20 protein-coding genes are annotated in these 22,261 nt (G+C 32.2%); 14 read left to right on the forward strand and 6 right to left on the reverse strand.

What is annotated here, in order from left to right:
- The first annotated feature begins 1 nt into the window (after position 1).
- The 9 genes from NHF47_RS12740 (at position 2) to NHF47_RS12780 (ending at position 11,138) form a co-directional block, all read left to right on the forward strand.
- Positions 2-1,807 carry a DUF262 domain-containing protein gene (locus tag NHF47_RS12740; RefSeq protein WP_252765286.1) on the forward strand — a complete coding sequence of 602 codons (1,806 nt, stop codon included), beginning with the start codon at positions 2-4 and terminating at the stop codon, positions 1,805-1,807.
- Positions 1,800-4,265: a DUF262 domain-containing protein gene (locus NHF47_RS12745; protein WP_252765287.1), complete on the forward strand. Its 2,466-nt coding sequence runs from the start codon at positions 1,800-1,802 to the stop codon at positions 4,263-4,265. The genes NHF47_RS12740 and NHF47_RS12745 overlap by 8 nt, the downstream gene beginning before the upstream one ends.
- The gene (locus tag NHF47_RS12750) at positions 4,262-7,294 is read left to right on the forward strand and encodes a type I restriction endonuclease subunit R (protein WP_252765288.1); all 3,033 of its coding nucleotides are present in this window, start codon (positions 4,262-4,264) and stop codon (positions 7,292-7,294) included. The genes NHF47_RS12745 and NHF47_RS12750 overlap by 4 nt, the downstream gene beginning before the upstream one ends.
- 1 nt (position 7,295) lies before the next feature.
- Positions 7,296-8,009 carry a M48 family metallopeptidase gene (locus NHF47_RS12755; RefSeq protein WP_252765289.1) on the forward strand — a complete coding sequence of 238 codons (714 nt, stop codon included), beginning with the start codon at positions 7,296-7,298 and terminating at the stop codon, positions 8,007-8,009.
- Positions 8,010-8,098: 89 nt separating this feature from the next.
- Positions 8,099-8,272 carry a hypothetical protein gene (locus NHF47_RS12760; RefSeq protein ID WP_252765290.1) on the forward strand — a complete coding sequence of 58 codons (174 nt, stop codon included), beginning with the start codon at positions 8,099-8,101 and terminating at the stop codon, positions 8,270-8,272.
- A gap of 75 nt (positions 8,273-8,347) precedes the next feature.
- Positions 8,348-8,665: a hypothetical protein gene (locus NHF47_RS12765; protein WP_252765291.1), complete on the forward strand. Its 318-nt coding sequence runs from the start codon at positions 8,348-8,350 to the stop codon at positions 8,663-8,665.
- A gap of 7 nt (positions 8,666-8,672) precedes the next feature.
- Positions 8,673-8,918, forward strand: coding sequence for a hypothetical protein (locus NHF47_RS12770; protein ID WP_252765292.1), 246 nt, complete (start codon positions 8,673-8,675; stop codon positions 8,916-8,918).
- Positions 8,919-9,591: 673 nt separating this feature from the next.
- On the forward strand, positions 9,592-10,449 hold the full coding sequence (locus NHF47_RS12775; RefSeq protein WP_252765293.1) for a formate/nitrite transporter family protein: 858 nt from the start codon (positions 9,592-9,594) through the stop codon (positions 10,447-10,449).
- A gap of 44 nt (positions 10,450-10,493) precedes the next feature.
- On the forward strand, positions 10,494-11,138 hold the full coding sequence (locus tag NHF47_RS12780; protein WP_252765294.1) for an NAD(P)H-binding protein: 645 nt from the start codon (positions 10,494-10,496) through the stop codon (positions 11,136-11,138).
- A gap of 307 nt (positions 11,139-11,445) precedes the next feature.
- On the opposite strand, the gene NHF47_RS12785 is transcribed toward NHF47_RS12780, so the two are convergent.
- On the reverse strand, positions 11,446-12,273 hold the full coding sequence (locus tag NHF47_RS12785) for a Cof-type HAD-IIB family hydrolase (protein WP_252765295.1): 828 nt from the start codon (positions 12,271-12,273) through the stop codon (positions 11,446-11,448).
- Positions 12,274-12,533: 260 nt separating this feature from the next.
- Here NHF47_RS12785 and NHF47_RS12790 point away from each other — a divergent pair, with 260 nt between their 5' ends.
- Together NHF47_RS12790 and NHF47_RS12795 are read left to right on the forward strand one after the other, a co-directional pair.
- Positions 12,534-12,737 (forward strand): YqaE/Pmp3 family membrane protein, encoded by a 204-nt coding sequence (locus NHF47_RS12790; RefSeq protein ID WP_140997831.1) that lies wholly within the window; start codon positions 12,534-12,536, stop codon positions 12,735-12,737.
- Between the two features lie 258 nt (positions 12,738-12,995).
- Positions 12,996-13,454 carry a hypothetical protein gene (locus NHF47_RS12795; RefSeq protein WP_252765296.1) on the forward strand — a complete coding sequence of 153 codons (459 nt, stop codon included), beginning with the start codon at positions 12,996-12,998 and terminating at the stop codon, positions 13,452-13,454.
- 198 nt (positions 13,455-13,652) lie between these two features.
- Here the strand turns inward: NHF47_RS12795 and NHF47_RS12800 are convergent, their stop codons facing one another.
- The 3 genes from NHF47_RS12800 to NHF47_RS12810 all read right to left on the reverse strand — a co-directional run bounded on the left by NHF47_RS12800 (position 13,653) and on the right by NHF47_RS12810 (position 17,562).
- On the reverse strand, positions 13,653-15,491 hold the full coding sequence (locus tag NHF47_RS12800) for a transthyretin-like family protein (RefSeq protein ID WP_252765297.1): 1,839 nt from the start codon (positions 15,489-15,491) through the stop codon (positions 13,653-13,655).
- 210 nt (positions 15,492-15,701) lie between these two features.
- Entirely contained in the window at positions 15,702-16,259 is a 558-nt protein-coding gene (locus NHF47_RS12805) for a DUF6642 family protein (RefSeq protein ID WP_252765298.1), read from the reverse strand.
- A gap of 22 nt (positions 16,260-16,281) precedes the next feature.
- The gene (locus NHF47_RS12810; protein WP_252765299.1) at positions 16,282-17,562 is read right to left on the reverse strand and encodes an APC family permease; all 1,281 of its coding nucleotides are present in this window, start codon (positions 17,560-17,562) and stop codon (positions 16,282-16,284) included.
- 101 nt (positions 17,563-17,663) lie between these two features.
- On the opposite strand from NHF47_RS12810, the gene NHF47_RS12815 reads away from it, so the two are divergent.
- The 3 genes from NHF47_RS12815 to NHF47_RS12825 all read left to right on the forward strand — a co-directional run bounded on the left by NHF47_RS12815 (position 17,664) and on the right by NHF47_RS12825 (position 20,452).
- Positions 17,664-18,224: a 2'-5' RNA ligase family protein gene (locus NHF47_RS12815; protein WP_252765300.1), complete on the forward strand. Its 561-nt coding sequence runs from the start codon at positions 17,664-17,666 to the stop codon at positions 18,222-18,224.
- Between the two features lie 77 nt (positions 18,225-18,301).
- Positions 18,302-18,718: an SseB family protein gene (locus NHF47_RS12820; protein ID WP_252765301.1), complete on the forward strand. Its 417-nt coding sequence runs from the start codon at positions 18,302-18,304 to the stop codon at positions 18,716-18,718.
- Positions 18,719-18,898: 180 nt separating this feature from the next.
- Entirely contained in the window at positions 18,899-20,452 is a 1,554-nt protein-coding gene (locus tag NHF47_RS12825; protein ID WP_252765302.1) for a hypothetical protein, read from the forward strand.
- A 203-nt stretch (positions 20,453-20,655) separates the two neighbouring features.
- Here NHF47_RS12825 and NHF47_RS12830 read toward each other — a convergent pair whose 3' ends face one another.
- Together NHF47_RS12830 and NHF47_RS12835 are read right to left on the reverse strand one after the other, a co-directional pair.
- Positions 20,656-21,459 carry a 1-acyl-sn-glycerol-3-phosphate acyltransferase gene (locus tag NHF47_RS12830; RefSeq protein WP_252765303.1) on the reverse strand — a complete coding sequence of 268 codons (804 nt, stop codon included), beginning with the start codon at positions 21,457-21,459 and terminating at the stop codon, positions 20,656-20,658.
- A gap of 90 nt (positions 21,460-21,549) precedes the next feature.
- Positions 21,550-22,197 carry a CoA pyrophosphatase gene (locus tag NHF47_RS12835; protein WP_252765304.1) on the reverse strand — a complete coding sequence of 216 codons (648 nt, stop codon included), beginning with the start codon at positions 22,195-22,197 and terminating at the stop codon, positions 21,550-21,552.
- Positions 22,198-22,261 lie beyond the last annotated feature (64 nt).

Genomic DNA, 22,261 nt, shown 5'->3' on the forward strand with positions numbered 1-22,261 from the left:
TATGTTAAAAGAAAGCAATCCAGAATCTCTTTTAGCAATATCAAACCTACTTGATAAAGATTTTGTTGTAGCTAAATATCAACGAGGTTATAAATGGAGTATCGAGCAAGTAAGACAGTTATTAGAAGATATTGAAGATTTTTATACTACATCCAACACATCGTTTTATTGTTTACAACCAATAATTGTTACAGAAAGTAACAACTCTAAAGTATGGGAAGTTATAGATGGACAGCAAAGATTAACAACAATTTATATCATTTTAAAATGTCTAAACCTATCAACTTATAAATTAAGTTACAACACAAGAGAACGAAGTGAATTGTTTTTAAATTCTATTGATAAAATATTGATTGACGAAGTTGATGTTAATTTACAAGATGATCAAATTGTAGATAAAGATTTAAATATAGCTTGGAATATTTACATTGAAAATCAACCTGAAAATAATAACATTGATAACTATCATTTTTTTAAAGCATATTATTATGCTAAGAATTGGTTAAATGATGAAAAGACTGATAGTGAATTATTTAAAACTACTCTTTTAAATAGTGTAAAAGTAATTTGGCACATCATAGAAAAAAATGATTTAAATGCTGAAAAGGTATTTATCAATTTTAATAAAGGTAAAATTCCACTTGACCAAGCAGACTTAATAAAAGCAGAATTTATTTTAGCTTTCAAAAAGGTATTTTTCAATAAAGAAATACAAAAATTGAAAATACAAGAATTTGCAAACGAGTGGATTCAAATTGAAAATACATTACAAAATGATGAATTTTGGTTTTTTATTAGTAATGATATATCAAATAAAAAATCATATAATCGCATTGATTTACTATTCGATTTAATAAATGAAAAACCAAAAAACAATAATGACAAACTATACTCCTATTCCAAAACAAAGTATAATGAATCATCGTGGAAAGAAATTATTGAATTATTCGAAATTATAAAAGAATGGTTTGACAATAGAAAAACATTTCACTTAGTTGGCTTTTCATTAACTTATAACATTGTCGATTTACAAAAACTTAGAAAAGAATACAATGCATCAATTGATAAATATGCTTTTTTGAATTATTTAAAAACAAAAATTAAAAATCATTATTATAAAGATAAAGATTTCAATGGTTTTGATAATATTTTTTACGGACATAAGTTTTGTTTTCAAGTATTAAATTTATTCAATATTGCTATTGAGGAAAAAAGCGATTCGTCATATCGATTCCCATTTCATAAACTTAAGCAACAAAAATGGAACATTGAACATATTCATGCTCAAAATCCTAGAGAATTTAAGTCGGTGAAAAATGTTAATGGATGGCTACAAGATATGGAACATCTTGAAAAAAGTTTCTATGATATTGAAAATTTAGATTCCTCTATAAATTTTCCATCTCAAAAAATAAATGATCTTAAAAAGACTTTATTAAAAGAAGATGAAGGATTAACTACCCTCCAAAAAAAATTAATTGAAGAAATTAATGAAGTATTAAGAGCATATTTTGATACTGATAATATTTCAAATCTTTGTTTATTAGATGGGCCAACTAATATTGCAATAGGAAATAAACCATTTAATGAAAAGCGAAAAGAAGTTTTAGAAATAGCAAAAAATGGCATTAATAAAAAAGGTGAAAAAGTTTATGTTCCAACCGGAACACAAAGAGTTTTTTCTAAATTTTATAATTACCAAGATTTAGATATTGAAATGACTTATTGGGGAAATAAGGACAGAAAAAATTATATTGAAGCCATAGAGGAATCAATTAAAACCATGTTAGAAAGTACAAATGAATAAAAATATATCTATTGAAGAAATGTCCTTTTTAGATTTGATAAATGAACATCAAATTTTAATTCCTATCATTCAAAGAGATTATGTACAAGGAAGAATTAATAATGATGTTGATGAAATAAGAAAAGACTTTTTACAAGAAATAAAAAATGTAGTTACTAATAAAATTCCTTTTTTAAGACTAGGATTTGTTTATGGTAAAGTGTTAGATAAAGATTTTCAAATTATTAAAAAGAAGAACAAATCTGCTATAGAAGGAGTATTAAATTCGTTGAAAGATTATGCAAAACATCTGGATGAAGAAATAACGTTTAATGTTGATTGGAATACCAAAACCACAATTGAAGACTCTTATGGTTTTTCAAAATTCATCCCATTAGATGGGCAACAAAGATTAACTACTTTATTTTTATTTCATTGGTATATTATTAATCAGTCAAATCAAAAAAGTGAATTCATAACTTTACTAAATAGATTTAAGTATGATACGAGAAAAAAAACACAAGAATTTATAAGTTCAATAATTGAAAAAGATATTGAATTAGATTACAATTCAAATATAAGCACCCAGCTCAAAAAGCAAACTTGGTTTTTTCATCAATGGTTGCAAGACCCAAGCGTAAAAGCTATGCTAAATACTTTAGATTCAATTCATGCCACATTTAAAGACTTAGATACTTTTGAAATATGGAACAACATTGAAAAAGGGACAATACGATTTGATTATTTTGATGTTGAGGAATTGGAGCAAACAGATGAAATTTATGTAAAAATGAATGCTCGTGGAAAACAATTATCTGATTTCGAACACTTCAAGGCATGGCTTCAAGGTCATATAAAAGAAGAAGACAATAAAATAATTATTGCATTTGAAAATTGGGAAGATAAATTAGATGTAGAATGGATAGATTTATTTTGGAGTGAAAACAATGTTAAAAAAACAGATGATTCTTATTTAATGTTTTTTCAAAATATTGGGTTTTCAAGATATGCGTCTAACATGGAAACACTATTCACAAATTCCTTATATAATGAAATAAAATCTAAAAAGTTTGAGTATAGATTTTTATCTTTAGTTGACAATTCTGAATTATTTGTTTCTGATACTTTAAACCATATTTTTAAAGTTTTAAATTTTCTAGATAAAGAAAACATCAATAATTATGATAAGTCAATTGCGATTGTTTTAAATTATGATAAATACTCATTAAAAAAAGTTTTGCTTAATGGAAATGAGTTTGAAAACCTTTCTCAAAATGATGAAATAATTGTTCAAGGAATTATCTATTATGGTATTAATTCAATAGAAAAAAATATCGAGTTTGAAAAAAATAATTTTGAACAATGGTTGCGCATAATTAGAAATTTAGCAGCTAACACATTTATTCAAGGTTATGATAATTATACCGATGCATTGAAATCTTTAAAAAATCTTTCTAATTATTGTTTTGAAATTGAAAGTAAATTATTGGAAACAGATTTTTCAATAGACTTCTTTAATGGAGAACAACAAAAAGAAGAAAGATTGAAAATTGAGAAATTCCAAATTTCATATGATTGGCGAATTGCTATAAATAATTTTGAAAAGCACGATTATTTCAATGGACAAATTGGATTCTTTTTTGATGTTTTAGAAAAAGAAGAGCAAGCTGATTTAAAAAAATTCATATTATATGGTAATAAATTATGCAATTTATTTGGTGAAATACTAAATCATAAATATTCAACTTTACAAGCTGTCTTATTGTCTCAAGTTGATTACACAATAAAAAAATCTAGTAAATGGACATTTTTGGATAAACGACATAATGATTTACGTTCTCGTTTTGACAACTGGAGAAAAATTTTCAATAAAAATTTCAAATCATCAGGTGAAATAATTCCTTTTGAAGGACTAAAAAAAATAATTAGAGATAATAAATCTTTAGAAGAAATAAAATCTTCAGCAGTTTTAACTGATTGGAGATATATTTTTACAAAAAATAAAGCATTAATTGAATATTGTAATAATAATCATTTCCATTTTGAAGAACAACATGACATTCAATTGATAAGAGGTACAACCTTTACTGGAAAAAGTTTTGATGCTTATTTGTACTTTGTTTTAAAGAAATTAAAAAAATCGTGCAAAAAGTTAACCATTGAAGGAAAAGAAATAAACGGACACAAATCAAAATATAATTATTCTGAAATTATCATTACACTACTTGATAATAAAACAATTTTAAAATTATATTATAATCCAGATCATGATTTTGTTAGATTTAGTTTGAAAATTGAAGGATATAATAAGACAAAATATTTAGATAGTATTAGTAAAACTTTATCTAATTACTTTATAAAAAATAACGATATAAATTATGTTTTAGAATTTGATGTAATTGATTTTTTAGAGAACCAAGAAAATGAATTTAATTCAATTGTAAAATGCTTTATTAATATTGAAAATATTAATCCATGAATAACATAGGTAAATCAGAACGCGAAACACAAAACCGAATAGTAGCATTGTTTAAACAAGAGTTAAACTATACTTATTTAGGCAATTTGGAAGACCAACAAAGAACGCAACCTATTGAAGAAGACTTGTTGTTGGAATTTTTAATATATACGCAAGGTTATTCTGAACTTGTTGCTAAAAAAGCGGTGCAAGAACTTGTAAAAGCGGCTACTAATCTAACCAGTGGTTTATATGAAGCGAATAAAGAAGTTTATAAACTATTACGTTATGGGGTTTCAGTTCGTGAAGTATTGGGAGAACTAAAAGAAAGAGCTTGGTTTATCAATTGGAATGACCCTTTAAAAAATCATTTTGCCATTGCAGAAGAAGTTACTGTTTTAGGTAAACATTCCAAGCGTCCTGATATTGTTATTTATGTTAATGGTATTGCCTTGGGAATACTAGAATTAAAGCGTAGTAAAGTTGGAGTAAGTCAAGGTATCCGTCAAAATTTAGATAATCAAAAGCCAATTTTTATAGAAAAGTTTTTTACTACCATGCAATATGTATTTGCAGGAAATGATACCCAAGGATTGCGTTATGGAACGATAGAAACTTCAGAAAAATACTATTTGCAATGGAAAGAAGATTCCGATAAAGCTTTTGATTATACCTTAGATAAACATTTGTTTCTAATGTGTCAAAAAGAACGTTTTTTAGAACTCATACATGATTTTATAGTTTTTGACAAAGGCACAAAAAAATTATGCCGTCCTAATCAATTTTTTGGTATTAAAGCAGCACATACTAATGTACGAACAAAACAAGGAGGTATCATTTGGCACACTCAAGGTAGTGGTAAAAGTTTAACAATGGTATGGCTAACCAAATGGATTAGAGAAAATGTTGATAACAGTCGTGTGTTAATAATTACAGATAGAGAAGAGTTAGACGACCAAATCGAAAAACTGTTTTTAGGAGTAGATGAAAATATTTATAGAACTAAAAGCGGTAAAGATTTAATTAACACCTTGAATCAAAATAGCCCTTGGTTAGTGGCTAGTTTAGTTCATAAATTTGGCAGGAACTCAGAAGAAGGTGATTTTGAAGGATATATAAAAGACCTTCATAAGCATTTGAGTTTAGACTTTAAAGCCAAAGGAAATATTTTTGTTTTTGTAGATGAATGCCATAGAACACAATCAGGTAAATTGCATGACGCTATGAAATTATTATTGCCTGAAGCTTTATTTATTGGTTTTACTGGTACTCCCCTTTTAAAGAAAGACAAACAAAAGAGTATAGAAGTATTTGGTCCATATATTGGAGATCCTTATAAATTTGATGAAGCTGTAGCCGATGGAGTCGTTTTGGACTTATTGTACGAAGCACGTGATGTGGAACAATTTGTAACTGATCAACAAAGTATTGACCAATGGTTTGATGCTGAAACAAAAGCATTAACTGATACTGCTAAGGTAGATTTAAAAAGAAAATGGGGAACCATGCAAAAAGTATTGGGTTCTAAATCGCGTTTAGAAAAAATAGTTTTTGATATTCTAAAAGACTTTAAAATTAAACCCAGAATTTCAACTGGTGATGGAAATGCTATGTTGGTTTCTAGTAGCGTTTACAATGCTTGTAAATATTATGAATTATTTCAAAATGCAGGATTTAAAGAATGTGCAATTATCACTTCTTATAATCCACATCATGGCGACATTAAAGGTGAGGAAACAGGTGAAGGCACTCCTACAGAAAAGCTTTTAAAATATGAAGTATATCAAAAAATGTTGAATGGTAAATCAACTGAAGAGTTTGAACAAAATGCTAAAAACCAATTCATCAAAGAACCTAATAAAATGAAATTGTTGATTGTGGTAGATAAACTTTTGACGGGTTTTGATGCTCCTTCAGCTACATATTTATACATTGATAAATCGATGCAAGATCATGGTTTATTTCAAGCTATTTGTAGAGTAAACCGTGTGGATGATGAAGGTAAAGATTATGGGTATATTGTAGATTATAAAGATTTATTTAAAAGTTTAAAAAAATCCATTAGAGATTATACTTCAGGTGCTTTTGATGATTATGATATTGATGACGTTAAAGGATTATTATCTGATAGATATGAAGTTAGTCGCGAACGATTGGATAATGCATTAGAAACAGTCATTGCATTATGTGAACCAGTCTATCCAAAAAATGAACCTGGCTTTATACACTATTTTTGTGGCAATACAGAAAATTCTGAAGAATTAAAAAATACAGAAGAAAGACGTGTAACTTTGTACAAAGCGGTCGTTGCATTAATACGAGCCTATGCTAATGTAGCAAACGAAATGGATAAAATAGGTTATTCAGAGGAAGAATCCAAAAAAATAAAGCAACAAGTTCAGTTCTACTCAGATGTAAGAGAAACAATAAAACAAGCTAGTGGAGATTATGTCGATTTAAAACAATTTGAACCAGGAATGCGTCAATTAATGGATATGTACATTGATGCTAAAAGCAGTCAAAAAATATCTGATTTTGAAAATAAATCTTTAGTTGATTTAATCTTACATGTTAGTGAACCTTCTGATGATTATGGTAGCAAAAAAAGTCCTGAAGCTGTAGCTGAGACCATTGAAAATAATGTACGAAAGGTAATTATTGAAGAGAGTCAGACCAATCCAAAGTATTATGAAAAAATGTCAAAATTACTGGATGAATTAATTAAACAAAGAAAACAAGAAGTAATTGAATATAAAGACTATTTGGAAAAAATAAAGGTATTAGCGGGAGATGTTTCCAATCCAATGTCTACGATTGATTACCCTAATTCTTTGAATTCTAATGCTAAAAGAGCTTTATTTGATAATCTAGGTAACAATGAAATACTTGCATTAGCGATAGATAATGTAATAAAGACAAAAAAATTAGATGGATGGAGAGATGGTGGAATTAAAGAAAAAAAGCTGAGAATAGCAATAAATGAAATTATTAAAGATGATGAAACAACAGCTCTAATTATGGAAATTGCAAAAGCTCAAAATGAATATTAAGATGGAAACGTTAAACTTATCTAACCTAACTATAGATATCATTCGAAAGGATATTAAAAATATGCACTTGGCCGTTTACCCCCCAAATGGTAGAATCCGCTTATCTGCTCCTAAAAATACGGATAATGAAATGATGCGATTGTTTGCTATTTCAAAAATTAGTTGGATTAAGAAACATATTAAAAATTTTGAAACGCAACCTAGAGAAACTCCTCGTGAATTTATATCTGGAGAAAGCTATTATCTCTTAGGCAAACGCTATTTATTAAAAGTTATAGAACACAATGAAGTGCCGAAAGTTGTTTTAAAACATAAAACCTTAGAATTATATGTAAGACCTGATACTTCTTCTGAAAAAAGAGAAGCCATTATTGAAGAATGGTATCGCAATCAATTGAAAGCTTTAGTCCCTAAATTAATTGAGAAATGGGAAAAAGTGATTGGTGTGCAGTCTAATGCTTACGGTATAAAAAAAATGCGCACAAAATGGGGTACTTGCAACACTACTGCAAAAAGAATATGGTTAAATTTAGAGCTTGCAAAAAAACCAATAGAATGTATTGAATTTATTATTGCTCATGAACTAGTTCATTTATTAGAGAGAAGTCATAATGATAGATTCGTTAGTTATATGAATGAATTTATGCCTAAATGGAGATTCTATAGAGAAGAATTAAACAATCTTCCTTTTAGGTATGTAAATTGGAAATATTAAAATTAATTAAATAATTTATAAAAATTCATTATTATTATTATATTATAATCAAATGACTAATATTTCTATAATAATCAAAAATTTGTAGCATGAAATACATTAGAAAAATTATCGAAGTATTGACGAGATTAGGATTTATTTATTTTCCTGCAAAGGCAAAGCATTTATTAACTAAGGAAAATTGTAGTTTGCAAGTAGTTAATAAATATATGGGAATTACTATTTTAGAATTAAATATAAAGTATAATAATTCCACATTTTAGTTTAAAGAATGGATTTAGTGATAAATTAAATAAAAATATAATATTTTAAGAGATGTTTTACATTAATATATATTTATGGAATTAGATTTAAAAGTTTTATTCTCCATCTTAGGAACAGCAATTCCACTGACATTTGGAGCTGTTGTAGCTTTTCACAATATGAAAAGTCTATATAAAGATGAATTAAGAAAAACAGAAAAGGAATTTTCAGAAAAAATTGATAAGCAAAATGAAAAGATAAGTCAATTAAAAGAAAAGTTATCCGAACAAAATGTTGATTTTGAAAAATTAAAAAATAGAGATGAAAATCAACAACAAATTATTGATCAAATAAACAAAATGGTTTATGATTTAATACCATCTCTTTCACAGAATATTAATTCTCAAAAGTAATTAGGAAATGATTGATTTCAAAAGATTACAATTTTTAAGTAATAAAGTAAAAGCAAATACTGCAAATCAACAAGAGAAAGATGAGTATATGCTAATTCTATATCAAAATAGGTCTATTACAAAAAGCCAATATGAAAAATATATAAAAGATAAGAATAATAGTGAAAATATTAATGCTGCAATTACTATTGGAGGAATTTTATTGCTTGGATATCTATTAGATAAATTAATAAATACAAATAGTAAAAAATAAATAAATATACTTTAAAGTTAATTATTTCAACATTAATTCTACAATATAAGATTATTATAAATGGTAACTATAACAGAATATTGAGTTTATCTCGCTATAGATTAAGATTCCTGCTATGCCGGAATGACAAAATTGTAGTATTATGAGTGTTTAATTATTACCTACTAGATATGTTTGTAATTGACGGCTCTATGGAGCTACTCATGGGATGCTTATACTTCGACAAGCTCAGTATAGGCTTTATGACAAGATTGTGTGAAATCTTATTATCTATTACAAATTACCAATCTTTACCTATAATTGTCAACATGAGTTTGTAATTGAGATGCTGAACCATGTTCAGCATGACAAACCATAAATACAAACTTTAGTTGACCACTTTGTGGAGCTACTTATGAGATGCTTATACTTCGACAAGCTCAGTACAGGCTTTATGACAATATTGTGGATAATGGATGCGTTCAGTTGTTGGTTGTTAGTTCACAGAGCTACTTATGCGATACTGAAACTTCTTGCTTCCAGTTTACTCAATTGGTGGGAATAATGAAATAGTCACGCTTAATTGTGCAAGAAGTAACTACAAACTTTTCCTTATTTTTGGTAGAAAGTACTTTACTATCAAAAGCACTCCTTTACAACAATACTTTTAGTTTAAATCAGCAGTAGTAAACCCATGAATGCCAAGTCCACAGAAAAAGAAATAGAGCAACAAGCGATAGATAAAAAATTAGACGCTGCTTTACCTTCTGAAGAAGGGAATCCAAAATCGCATGGGGAAATTCTAAAACAGCAAATCATTGATGGACAAGAAACCTATGATAAAAATCCTATCAGTATCCTTTTAAGCTCTTTAACCGCTGGACTGGAAATAGGATTTAGTTATTTATTACTTTCCACGCTCTACAGTTTCCTTGTAGGCAAAGTACAAGAAGATACCATTTTTAAGGTCATGTCTTTTGTATATCCCATCGGTTTTATTATGGTTATCTTAGGACAATCAATACTGTTTACTGAGCAAACTTCGTTGTTGACTTTACCCGTATTAAACAAAAAAAGAAGCGTTGGCAGTTTGTTAAAACTTTGGTCATTGGTTATTCTAGGCAATCTTGTTGGAGGGTGTTTTATGGCTTTTATAATGGTCTGGATTGGACCTCAACTTGGCATTTTCAATGTTCAGAGTATTGAAGCCATAGCGGTGCATGTGAGCCACTACGCTACTTCGGTTATACTGGTAAGTGCTATTTTGGCAGGTTGGTTAATGGGGTTACTTTCATGGCTAATCGCAGCTTCCAGAGATACGTTAAGCCGCATTGCTATCATTTTTATGATTACCACCGTATTAGCGTTTGCGGGATTACACCATAGTATTGTGGGCAATGTGGAAGTGTTTGCAGGATTTATTAGTTCGCCAAAAATAACAGGGATGGATTATATAGCCTTTGAAAGTGTATCCCTTGTAGGCAATGCTTTAGGAGGTGCCGTTTTTGTAGCCTTACTAAAATACCGTGCTTTTGTATATGATGTAAAGTAATGGAAAACAAAAATTATTAGAAATAAAATATAAAAAATAGAACTATGAAAGCAGTACTACTAGGCGCTACGGGTGCTACAGGAAAGGAAGTTTTAGAGCTTTTGTTACAAGATGCAAATTACCATCAAGTTGATATCTTTGTAAGACGTACGTTTGCGTTACAACACGATAAACTAAACGTGCATGTCATCGATTTTGATACTCCCGAAACGTGGGGCCATTTGGTTACCGGTGATGTGTTGTATTCTTGTTTGGGGACTACGCTAAAAGCGGCTGGTAGTAAAGAGGCGCAATGGAAAATTGATTACGATTACCAATATGAATTTGCCAAAAGAGCGCAGGAACAGGGTATTCCAAATTATGTACTTGTTTCGGCTTCTAATGCGTCGCCCGATTCTTTTTTCTTTTATTCCAAAATGAAAGGGAAACTAGAAGAAGCGGTAAAAGCACTTGGTTTTCCCAAAATAGTTATCATGCGACCGCCAATTTTAGTAAGAGAAAATAGCGAACGAACCATGGAAGTTATCGGAGTGAAAGTGCTTCGTTTCTTCAATCGTCTCGGACTTTTACGCTCTCAAAGACCTATGAAAACCAAACATTTAGCAGAAGCTATGATAGCATCCGTACAAGCCTTACCACAAGGAGAACATAGCATTGAAGAACAGGACATTTTGAAGGTGTTGGAATAGTGTGTTGATGCGCTCCTTTGTAGAGTTACTTATGGGATCCCGAAGTTTCGGGACTGCATGACAAGATGGTGGATGAGATTTGAAGATGCTGAAACAAGTTCAGCATGACAATGAGTAAAATACAAACTTTAATTGACTTCTTTATGGAGCTACTTATGGGACCCTTACAGGGTGACAAACTGGATGGATTTTTTTATCTATTACAAATTACTAACCTCCATTGACAAAGGAAAAAGGAAAAAGGAAAAGGTAAAACAGTCAACAGACAATTGAGACTGAAAACTGAGACTGAAAACTGAAAACTAAACTACCCCTTCTCTACTTTACACAACACTTCCGTTTCTAAGTACTTGGCAACGGCTTCTTCTTCGTTGGCACCAATGACTTCTAGGTGGTGTAATTTGTCTTTTAAGGTTTGTTGGGCGTTTTGCATGATAAGACCTTTATGCGCTTGTAGTAGCATGCGTTCGTCGTTGAAACCATCACCAAAGCAAAGGGTTTGGTCAAAACTGCTGTTTTCCAGTTCAAGGATTTTGGCAATTGCAAAAGACTTATCCACACGCTTGTCCATGATTTCCAAACAAATCGGCAAACTAAAACTCGTCTCAAATATGGAGCTGTGCAACGCTTTGATTTGGTAATCCAATTGCAGGAGTTTGTCGTGATCTTCATCTACAAAAAGGATTTTTATCGCACTGAGGTCGGTTAGCGTGGAGTAATCCACAATTTCATACGGATAATGCATTTCCTTTTGAAAACTGTTGAGCTTTTGGTTCTCTTTATTGGTATACCAAAACTCCTCTTTGAACAAGACCGTCGTAATCGAAGGATCAATATCCAGAGCCAGTAGTTGCGCGACCGCTTCACTAGCAATATCAAAAGTAAATAGTAATTCTTGATTGGGGCCGTGAATGCGCGCTCCATTAGAAGTTACTAAATACAAAGGAATTCCCAAAGCATTGGTCAACTGCATGGCATCGAGATGATGGCGCCCTGTAGCGACAATAACGATATAGCCTTGTTGGTGTAATTCTTGAAAAATAGCTTGGGTATAAGGAGCAATAAGATGATTGGCATTGAGTAGCGTACCGTCTAAATCGGTTACAATTACTTTTAGATTGGGGTTTTTATTCATGGTATTGGGTATTCGGGTGCAAAGATAGTTAAATTAGTCGTGAGTCGAAAGTCGTGAGTCGTGAGTCGAAGGTCGAAAGTCATAAAGTCATAAAGTCGAAAGTTAACAGTTGCTTATGATAGAGATACAAAGTAAAAAAAAAACAAATAACTTATAACCTACAACTTAAAAATGTAAACTGTAAACTGAGACTAAATTTTCGTAACAAATGAGGTGCTTTTGCGTCTTATAGAGTATCATCAATCAAAAAAATAGTAATCATGCGTTATGTTTTAGCATTCTTTTTTCCTTGGCTCAGTCTGATGCTACAGGGAAAACTTCTTTCAGGTATCGTTTGTTTGATCTTACAACTGACTATCATTGGTTGGATTCCTGCTTTTTTATGGGCGGTAACCGCTTTGAATCGTATGTATGCGGATCGTAGAACGAATAAGATTATTCGGGAGATGAGAATTAGTCGTTAGTCTTAAAGTCGTTAGTCTTAAAGTCGAAAGTCATAAAGTCGAAAGTCGAAGGTCGTGAGTAGAAAGGAATTAGGAATAAACAATTACGAATTAGGAATTAGGAAAAACTAGGACTGAATATTAAGACTGGAAACTGAGACTATAAACTGTAACTGTAAACAGCATTACCTTTTACTTATTTCTCATACAAGTTGTTTTTGGGGAGTTTTTTTTACTTATATTCGTTAGAACGAATACTAATTTTAAATAACTTTTTGTATGACAAAATTCTTTTACGCATTGGTCTTTTTTACTTTGTTTTCTGTTGGTGCAGAGGCTCAAAACTTTTTGGATTTAGCAGACTATTCTTTCTCTTCCAAGGAAAGTTATGTGAAAGCGGAACCGCAAGTTTTAGAAGCGGCAACTTATCTGTATACGACTCCTATTGCAAGTGATAATTTAAATCGTTTGATTGCTTCCCAATTTATTTTAAAATGGATGGAAGGCACGGAATATACGTTTAATGTAGATTCGAAAATGACAGATTTGACAGAGGGTAGCACGGATTTATTTGGAATGTATTTGGCTGGTATGGCCAAAGTGGTACTAGAAAATAAAGAAACACCTTTAGCGGATGCAGTGATTCACGAACAAGTAACACAAATGTTAGTAGACTATTGTAAAGATCCAGCACATCATGCAAAACCTAATAAAAAACTAAAAAAGTTGATGAAGTAGTCGAAAGTCATAAAGTTAAAAGTCAAAAGTTGAAAGTACTTAGAATAGGAAGATTGAAAGTTTGAATACTGTGACTGTAATAAGCTGTAAGTTGTAAGTTTACGGTTAGAGCGTAGAACTGGAAACAGTAAACTGTAAACTTGACAAAATAGTATATAAAAAAGAGACTGTTTCCAGTCTCTTTTTTATTTCTAAAGATTATACATCATAGAAGAATAATTGCTCGACAGGACCAATTTGCCCTTGTTGATTTCTACCATTGTGTAGGCGTGTATGCGCATATAACTTTACACTGTAGGTACAACGCACTAAGGTTACTTGATTGTCAATTTGCAAATTGGAATTGGCATGACCCGTTTTGGTTGGATCAGTGTTATTAGTTAACGGCATGAACGTTCCATCTGTAATGTCGTCTGGAGTCATACTGCTATTTCTTCGTATTGTCATTTTAAACGATTGCAAATGCGGATGGTACACCGTGTATTTCGCATGTACGCTACCGCTTATAGGCGTACAAAGTCCGTCGTTTTCTAATTCGGTAATGGCTAATTTCATAAATGTCGAATTGTTATTCATAATCACCGAATTCAAGGTTTTCCCATTAGCGGCTTGTATACTAATAGTTCCATTAGCCAACTGCTCTCCTATTTGAAAACGAATGGCTACTTTTTCAATACCAATTTGATTGGCCACTGGAACAGGGATTCCTGCAGGAGCATCCGGCACATTGGGTTGCGACGTTAAAGCCGTTGTATTTAAAGAAAGCAACGTATCGGTATCGATAATTTTAAACAAACTTAAATCGCTTATTGCATAGCCATTGTTTACCAAAGTACGTTCGATTGCATTGGTAGCATCAAACCAACCATCAGCATCAAAATCAGCCGCATTACTGATTACGGGTAATTCATCTAAAGTTCCCGTATGCACTTTTTTATCCAATTTTAAGACTTGGCTCACCGCAAATAATCCTGGTGTAACTCCAATTATTTTAGTAAAATTACTAGCTGCAGGACTAGCCGCATTATTTGGAGTAGTAACATCACTAATTAAAAAACGATATTTGATTCGATTTCCAGAAGCGGCTTTCAATGGAGCTTGACCCGTTAATGCCACTACACTATACAGCACATGTTTTCCCGCTCCTGCATAACCATCTGCATCAAAATCTTGAGCACCTGTTCCATAAGAAGCACTAAAACTATCACCGAATCCCGTCCATGAACTGTCGAAGGTTTCATTTACATCGATAACATTAATTTTGGAACATAAATTCACACACAAGCAATAATCTACATTTTTACGGGCGTCGTCTTTTGTTTCGTCTACCAAAGTTTCTCCTGCCAATGTCGCTTTGAAATACACATCTGGGCCACTTTGGAAACGCAAAGGCAAACCTGGATCGGTTTCTACGTTAATCCATGGTGATAAAAAGGTCTTTTTGAAAGTCGCTGACGTATAATCGATTCTAAAATGTCCGTTGGCATCTGTAGTTGCGGTGCCCAAATTATCATCGGTTAAAAAATCGGCGTCCCAAGCGGTAACGGATGCATTGGCAATCGGTTTATTGGTTTCACAATTGCGCAAATGCCCACAAATTACCCAAGCATCAAAATATTTTCCTCTGATGTTACACCAAATTTTGTAAGGAATAGTAAAATTCCAATATTCAATTTGCATTGGAATGATCGTGGTAAGATGTAGTTGTAACGTTTGTCCTGCTGTTGGTTTTTTTACCGCAAAAGGAACGGTATGACAAATAATATCGATGTCAAAAGCCCCACGCTGGTACTCTTCATCAATTTCAAAAGAAAAATTCCCATTGGCATCGGTAGTCGTTTTAGCGATGAATAGTTTTTCTCTTAGTCTAGCTTCTTCATTACTTACAATTCGGAAATGGTCTTTCCCATTGGTTTCCACTTCGATTTCGTTGTTTCTTTTCCATGGCAAGTATAGTAGTACTTCAATGCCTGAAAGTGATTCGATACAATCTTCACAAATTTGTCCGTGAAGTGTTCCCTTAAATTGATAACTCATAATTTTCTTTTTTTTTCATGCCTACTCTTTAGTATGGATTTTGGGCTTACTCCTTATTTGTTTGTGAGACAAAAGTAGTGGCTGAAGTATCAAGAAAACAGAGGAGATTAGCCCTTTTTAACGAACTAAACCCCTGATTTTTAAAGGATAAAAAAACTATTGTATTTTGGAATTCTACGGAAAGAAATATTTTTCTTCCCCTTTTTAGTATTAGTAGTACAATAGAAAGCCCATGGTAGTACATAGAGCATATTGTTTTTCATACAGTGTTTCCACTAAGTCAACAACATCCTCATGCTCTTGACATAAAGCAAAATACGGAGCGTCTAAAACTGTACTTAAAATAGGGACTTGCTTACTGTATCCAGAAATGGCTTTGGCTCCTGTAACATCGAGAAAGTATTGTGCGCCTTCTTCGTCTAAATCGAGTCGCATGAGGTTGGCAAAATGAATGATTTTACCGGTGAGTTTGCCTTCGAAGAATTCGGCTATTTCTTCTAAAGTATAATAGTAACCGTCTACTACAATTTGATTGCCATTACCCTCAAAAACTAAATATAAGATACCATAATTTTTAAAATTACGATCTTCATATAATAATAAACTCAAACTTTCTTCTAAACCTTCTAAGGTATCGCAGGTTTTGTAGATATTGGTAATTCCATATTGGTAAGCGATGTTTTCCAAAGCTGGTAAAATTGCCGTTGGATGCAATTGGTCCACATCGGGAACCCCTTCTAAACAATAGATGTATTTTTCTGAGGCCATGTAGCTGTTTCTAATGAGAAGTTTAGTTTTGTTTTTCTTGTTTTTTGTAAATGTATTCGGCGATGAAGCAAATGGCAATTAATCCAAGAGCCACTAAGACGCCCAATTTATTACTTGTAAATTGTTGGACCAACAGTACTACTGTCGCCACGGCACACAAGATACAACCTGTTAAAGCAATGTATTTATTCGCATTAATGTCGGTTGCTTTGCGATAGGCAACCGCATTTACAATAGCAAAAATAGCTAAAAAACCTACACTACCTGCGGTAGAAATACTTTCTAAATTGAGCATATTGGTTAGTACCAATGTAATTATAGCTGTTATTAGCAATCCTATGGGTTGGTTCCATAAGGTACTGGTTAAGTGATGTGGTAATTCATCGTCTTCCGCAATTTCATAACTCACACGTGTGCCTCCATACAAGGAAGCATTAATAGCAGAAAAGGTAGAAATTAATGCTGCAATAGTAATAATGGTAAAGCCTAATTGTCCAATCATAGGTTTGGCTGCTTCTGCTAACACATAATCCTCTGCGTCAGCAATTTGCTTAAAAGGGAGCGAACCCACCGTTACCAAGGCAATAACAATATACAGCAGTATGACAAAGATTACCGCATAGTAATAGGCTTTGGCCACATTCTTTTCAGGATTTTCAATATCTGGTGCGGCATTGGCAATCAATTCAAAACCTTCATACGCAACAAAAATAACCATACCGCCTGTTAGGAGTTGGAGCGGTGTTTCCCATTGAGATATCGCTAATTGACTAACATTGGGGTTACCCCAAAGACCATACACTCCTATTCCCACAAATCCGAGAAGAATAATCAACTTTATGACTACCGCAAAAGATTCAATTTTACTGACCACTTTTACGCTATAATAATTAATTAGGGTTGCCAAAATAATAACGGCAGAAGCATCGATATGAAAATCTATAGCAGTTGTACTTGTGATTTTAAATAAGTTGGGAGCATACGACCCAAATGCAGACGCATATAAAGCCAACATGATAATATAACTCACCCACAATAAGTTATTGATACCGCCACTAAAAATCGTGCGACCAAAACCTTGATTGATAAACTTTACCGTACCACCACGATCGGGATACACTAAGGAAAGTTTGGCATAACTGTAAGAAGTGAGTAACGCCAAGATACCTGCAATTAAAAAAGAAAAAGGAGTACCTCCTTTACTTAAAGATACCGCTAAACCCAAAACCGCAAAGATGCCTCCACCTACCATTCCTCCTATTCCAATAGAAATAGCTTCTTTTAAACCTATTTTATCACTCATATTATTCTTTCATACAAATTCACCACTATAAATATAAAAAAACTTTATGGGCTACTCGCTCCACTTTCTTTAAATTTGTGTTTTCAAATGATTCGTTTGTTATGATTGATAAGTATTCGCTAGCCTTTATTCCTGATACTCTTGTAGTTGAAAAAGTAAAAGAGATGAAAATGCAATTGGCAGCAGTCATTGGGTGGTTTCCTAGTAAAAATGCTTTGGCACATATTACGGTTGGTGAATTTGAAATAGCTACAAGTGCTATGGATTCCATCACCACACAACTCACACAAATTGCAACCACCATTCAACCAGTGGAAGTTACTTTAGATGCCTTTGGTACTTATCCGAATGGTGCTTTTTTCCTATCACCTACAGCTATATCAAAAGCGTCATTACAACCGATTATGAAGACTTTTCAAAAGCGTTTGCAAGTACCTGCTATGTATAAAAGCAGTGACCCGCATTTATCGATAGGAAGAAAATTGGATGCAAACCAAATAGCAATTGCGAATTCCCTTTGGGAACTAGAAACCTTAACGTTTAAGTGTGAAAGTATTGCTTTACGAAAGTTGGACCCAGTAAAAAAACAATTTGAAATTATTGCCACTTTTCCTTTTTTAGGTGAAACTACACCAGAAGTTATTCAAACCTCTTTATTCTAAATCCTTGAATTTAATTAAAACAGGAGTAGATTATTTTTTAAATTCCTATTTTTGTACTTTCAATTCAATACAACATCATGTCGGATACATTTACACCCAATAATACCCAATTACTGAAAAAGATTAAAACCTTTCAAGGAAACCAAAATGAAGAAACCTTTATGGCTGTTTTTAATGAACTACAAGGCGAAAACGCTTTTTTAGTAATTCCTACCACAGAACCAGTACGTGGTGAGAATAAAGATGAAAACGGTTGGAGTACTGTTGAAAAAGGCACTCAAATGACGTTTACTTCTGTTTTTGAAGTGGAGAACCAAATGGTTTTAGGTGCTTTTACTTCGCAGCAAACCTTAATGGTTTGGGCCAAAGACATGAAGCCTTTTGTGTCTATTCCTGCGCGTGATGTGTTAGACATTGCTATAGAAAATGGCATCAGTAAAATTATTATTGATAGCAATCAAGATACGATGTTTGTATTAGGTAGAAGTGTTTAACTTTTCTTACAAAAAGAAAGAAACACTTTTTATTTTTTTCGTTTGTTACCATTTTGTTAACCTTGCTTTTTTTTCGTCTTAATCTTACAAAAATTGAAAAAAAACAGGTATTTTTACCTATATGGGTGGAACATAAAAACCGTATTTTTGACCATCCATCTAATCTAACAAATAAACAGAATGAAAAAAACAGTTACCCAATTGAGTTGGATAATCCTACTAGGGATTAGCCTGTGCGTTTCTTGTAAACCAAAAGAGGAACAAGAAACACCTATTGAAGGAGAAGAAGAATTAGTTGTAATGACTTCTCCATTACCACAAGATGTGTTACCTTCTTGCGTTGTTGATTCTACTAGCTTTAATTCGTGGTTTGAATCTGGTAAAGCCACTGAAAACGGCATGGTAAATGCTGCAAACAGTGTGACTTTTACCCACCAAAACAATTGTGATTTTTACAAATGGTCGCAACAAATGTTTTTATGGATTACTTCTCCTACAAAAGCATCTGGTAAAAGAGTATTTGAATCTCCCGTATTTTATACTGTTTCTACAGCATTTGATAGAAATGAAAGAAAATTAATTCCACATACGCCAGGAATGATATTAAGTGCTATGCCTACTATTGAAAAAAGTGTGAACAACCACAATGACAGTGAAGAAGGTCAGGCAACTGGTGATGCTTTAATGTCTAAAGATAGTGCTATGGTGTATTATATTACGATGGTTAACGATGTATATGCTGAATTTTTATCGGCTGTAAGCGAAGGAAAAATGGGTGGAAAGCAATTTCCAACTACACAAGCGGAATTAGACAGCATTGTAAATTATGCGACTACAAAAGGTATTAAATTACCCGATGCAAATGCTTTAGCTATGGAAATTAAAACGTCTTGGGTAGAAGCCAGTACGATTTCTGAAACGGAATTAGCAAATTATGTAGTGATTGATGCGTATATCCCAACATATGATAAGACACCAACTAAATGGACGATTTTAAATAAATCAGTAAAAACAAAATTAGCATTATTAGGCGTACACATTGTAGGTAGTGCAGCTGGACATCCAGAAATGATTTGGTCAACTTTTGAACACCAAAACAATGCTCCTTCTTTAAGTTACAGTTATTTAGATAAAAACAATCAAGTACAAAAAGTTGCGGCAGACACTTCAGGGAATTGGGTTTTAAATTCAAATCCTAAAGATACGGTGAACATTAATATTTCGCATATGAAATTTAAAGGAGACAGTATCTATTCAAACTTTAAAGGTGCTCCTGCGAACAATACTATTAGCCCAAGTAATTCAACGAAAACAAAACCTTGGGGTGTTGCCAATGTAGGGGTTCCTAATCCAGAGAATGCTACTGCTGCTGCGTCGAATAGTCAAGTTATTTCGATAAACAATTCGGTATTCAATCAATTACCAGGAAATGATGTTCGTAAAAACTATTATTTAATTGGTTCTACTTGGACTGACAGTGGTTTACCGCCAACAGGCACTAGTTATGCTGCGACTAATACAGGAAGTGGTGTTGCTATTGGAACGAGTCAATTAGCGAATTCTACTATGGAAACCTATGCACAAAACGGTACAGCTTATAATCAGTATGGTTCTTGTTTTGCTTGTCACTCAGGTAGTACACCAACTAATAATCCAAACTCCATAAGTCATGTTTACAGTGATATTTTGGCTTGGAAAAAACAAAGTGGAACAATAACTTCCAAAAAGAAATAATAATTTGAAAAAACCTACGTTATAAAACAACTATAAGTAACGCTAGTTGTTTTATAGTTTTGTTTGTTTTTTGTTTGTATATGCTAGAAAGTCGAGCCGATTACTCTCTTCTTTTTAGCATATCTTTTTTTATAGCCTTTGAAAAGAGAGTTGATAAGCTTTTGATTTGCGTACAATTTAGTTGGATTTCTAAAAACTAGAAATTAGTAACGCCACATTCTTTCTTTATCTAATCTGGCTTGTTCTTCTAATTCTTCGGCAGGAATAACTTTTAGGAAAGAAGGATGTTGCTCAATAGCATATTCGATTTTTTCCACTACACTTTCTACCGTATCATTTTCATAATCAATATCTAACGGTGGTTTAATTACAAAAGACTGTAAGATTCCTTTTTTCTTAATACGCAATCCTTTACGATCAAATGATCTACGGAAACCATCAATTACAATTGGAACTACGATAGGTTTGTGTTGCAAGATAATATGTGCGGTTCCTTTACGAACAGGTTTGAAAGATCTAGTGGTACCTTGCGGAAAGGTTACTACCCAACCATCAGCCAAAGCTATTTTTATATTTTCAGTATCGTTTGGATTGACGTCTCTTTTTACGTCTTTTCCTTCTGCACGCCACGTTCTTTCTACCGTAATTGCTCCTGCGTAAGCTAAAATTTTAGGTAATAAACCCGCTTGCATGGTTTCTTTAGCTGCTACATAATACATGTTTAGTTTTGGATTCCATAAATATCCTACATTTTTGATGTTGTCTTCTCTACCTTTTAAGGCCGCATTAAATACATGAAACATGGCAACCACATCTGCAAAATACGTTTGGTGATTGGATATGAATAGCACATTGGTATCGGGTAAAGCTCTGATAATTTCAGAACCATCAATTTGAAGGCTGTTAAATCCCCTGTAGCGTTTATGTGTAAAAGTACCCGCAATTCGGATCAACCATTTTTTTAAAAATAAAATATGTCCAAAAGGATTTCTTTTAAATAATCCCATAAGTTAGTAGATTTAAAATAAAAATAGGGCTACAAATGTAATAAAACCTATCTTTTTTATATTAAAAAATTAAGAAAACTTAAAAAAACGCTACTCCTTGTTGATGGCATTTTTTACGGCTTCTTTTAACTCACTCATCATCATAGCAGTAGCTCCCCAAACTACATATTTTTCTACCATAAAAGCAGGTACTTCAATATCTGTTGCGTAAGAAGTTGTCATTTTTACATTGGTAATTGACTTCTCGTCTAAAAAGGAAAATAAGGGAAATTCTAATACATTCTTAACCTCATCATGATCGGGAATAAAGGTTAATTCTTCATGTGAAATACCCATGAAAGGAGACACTAAAAAATTACTTGGAGGTATATATACCTTGCTAAAAGGTTTAATTATTTGAATTTTATGAGGTGGTATCCCTACTTCCTCATGGGTTTCTCTCAAAGCAGTATCGGCTAAGTCTTTGTCTTCTATTTCCACTTTCCCACCTGGAAAACCAATTTGTGAAGAATGCACGCCTGGATACGTATTTCTAACAATTAACGCTAAATGCGTAATGCCATTTTTAGGATAAAACAACATTAAAACTGCTGCTTCCCTAGGATTTCTAGTTTCATAATTCAATTCCTTTAAAAAAGAAATCCGCTCTAATGGAGCCATTTTTGCATGCGCATCTGCGGCTAACAACTTTTCTTTTTCTATTTTTGGAATGTATTTTATAAAGTCCTGAAATAACATATTTGTTTTTATTACGACTTATAAAGTTACTTTATTTTTTTTAATTTAAATACAAAATTCACAA

This window comes from Flavobacterium sp. NRK F7, from assembly GCF_024054195.1.
Lineage (GTDB): Bacteria > Bacteroidota > Bacteroidia > Flavobacteriales > Flavobacteriaceae > Flavobacterium.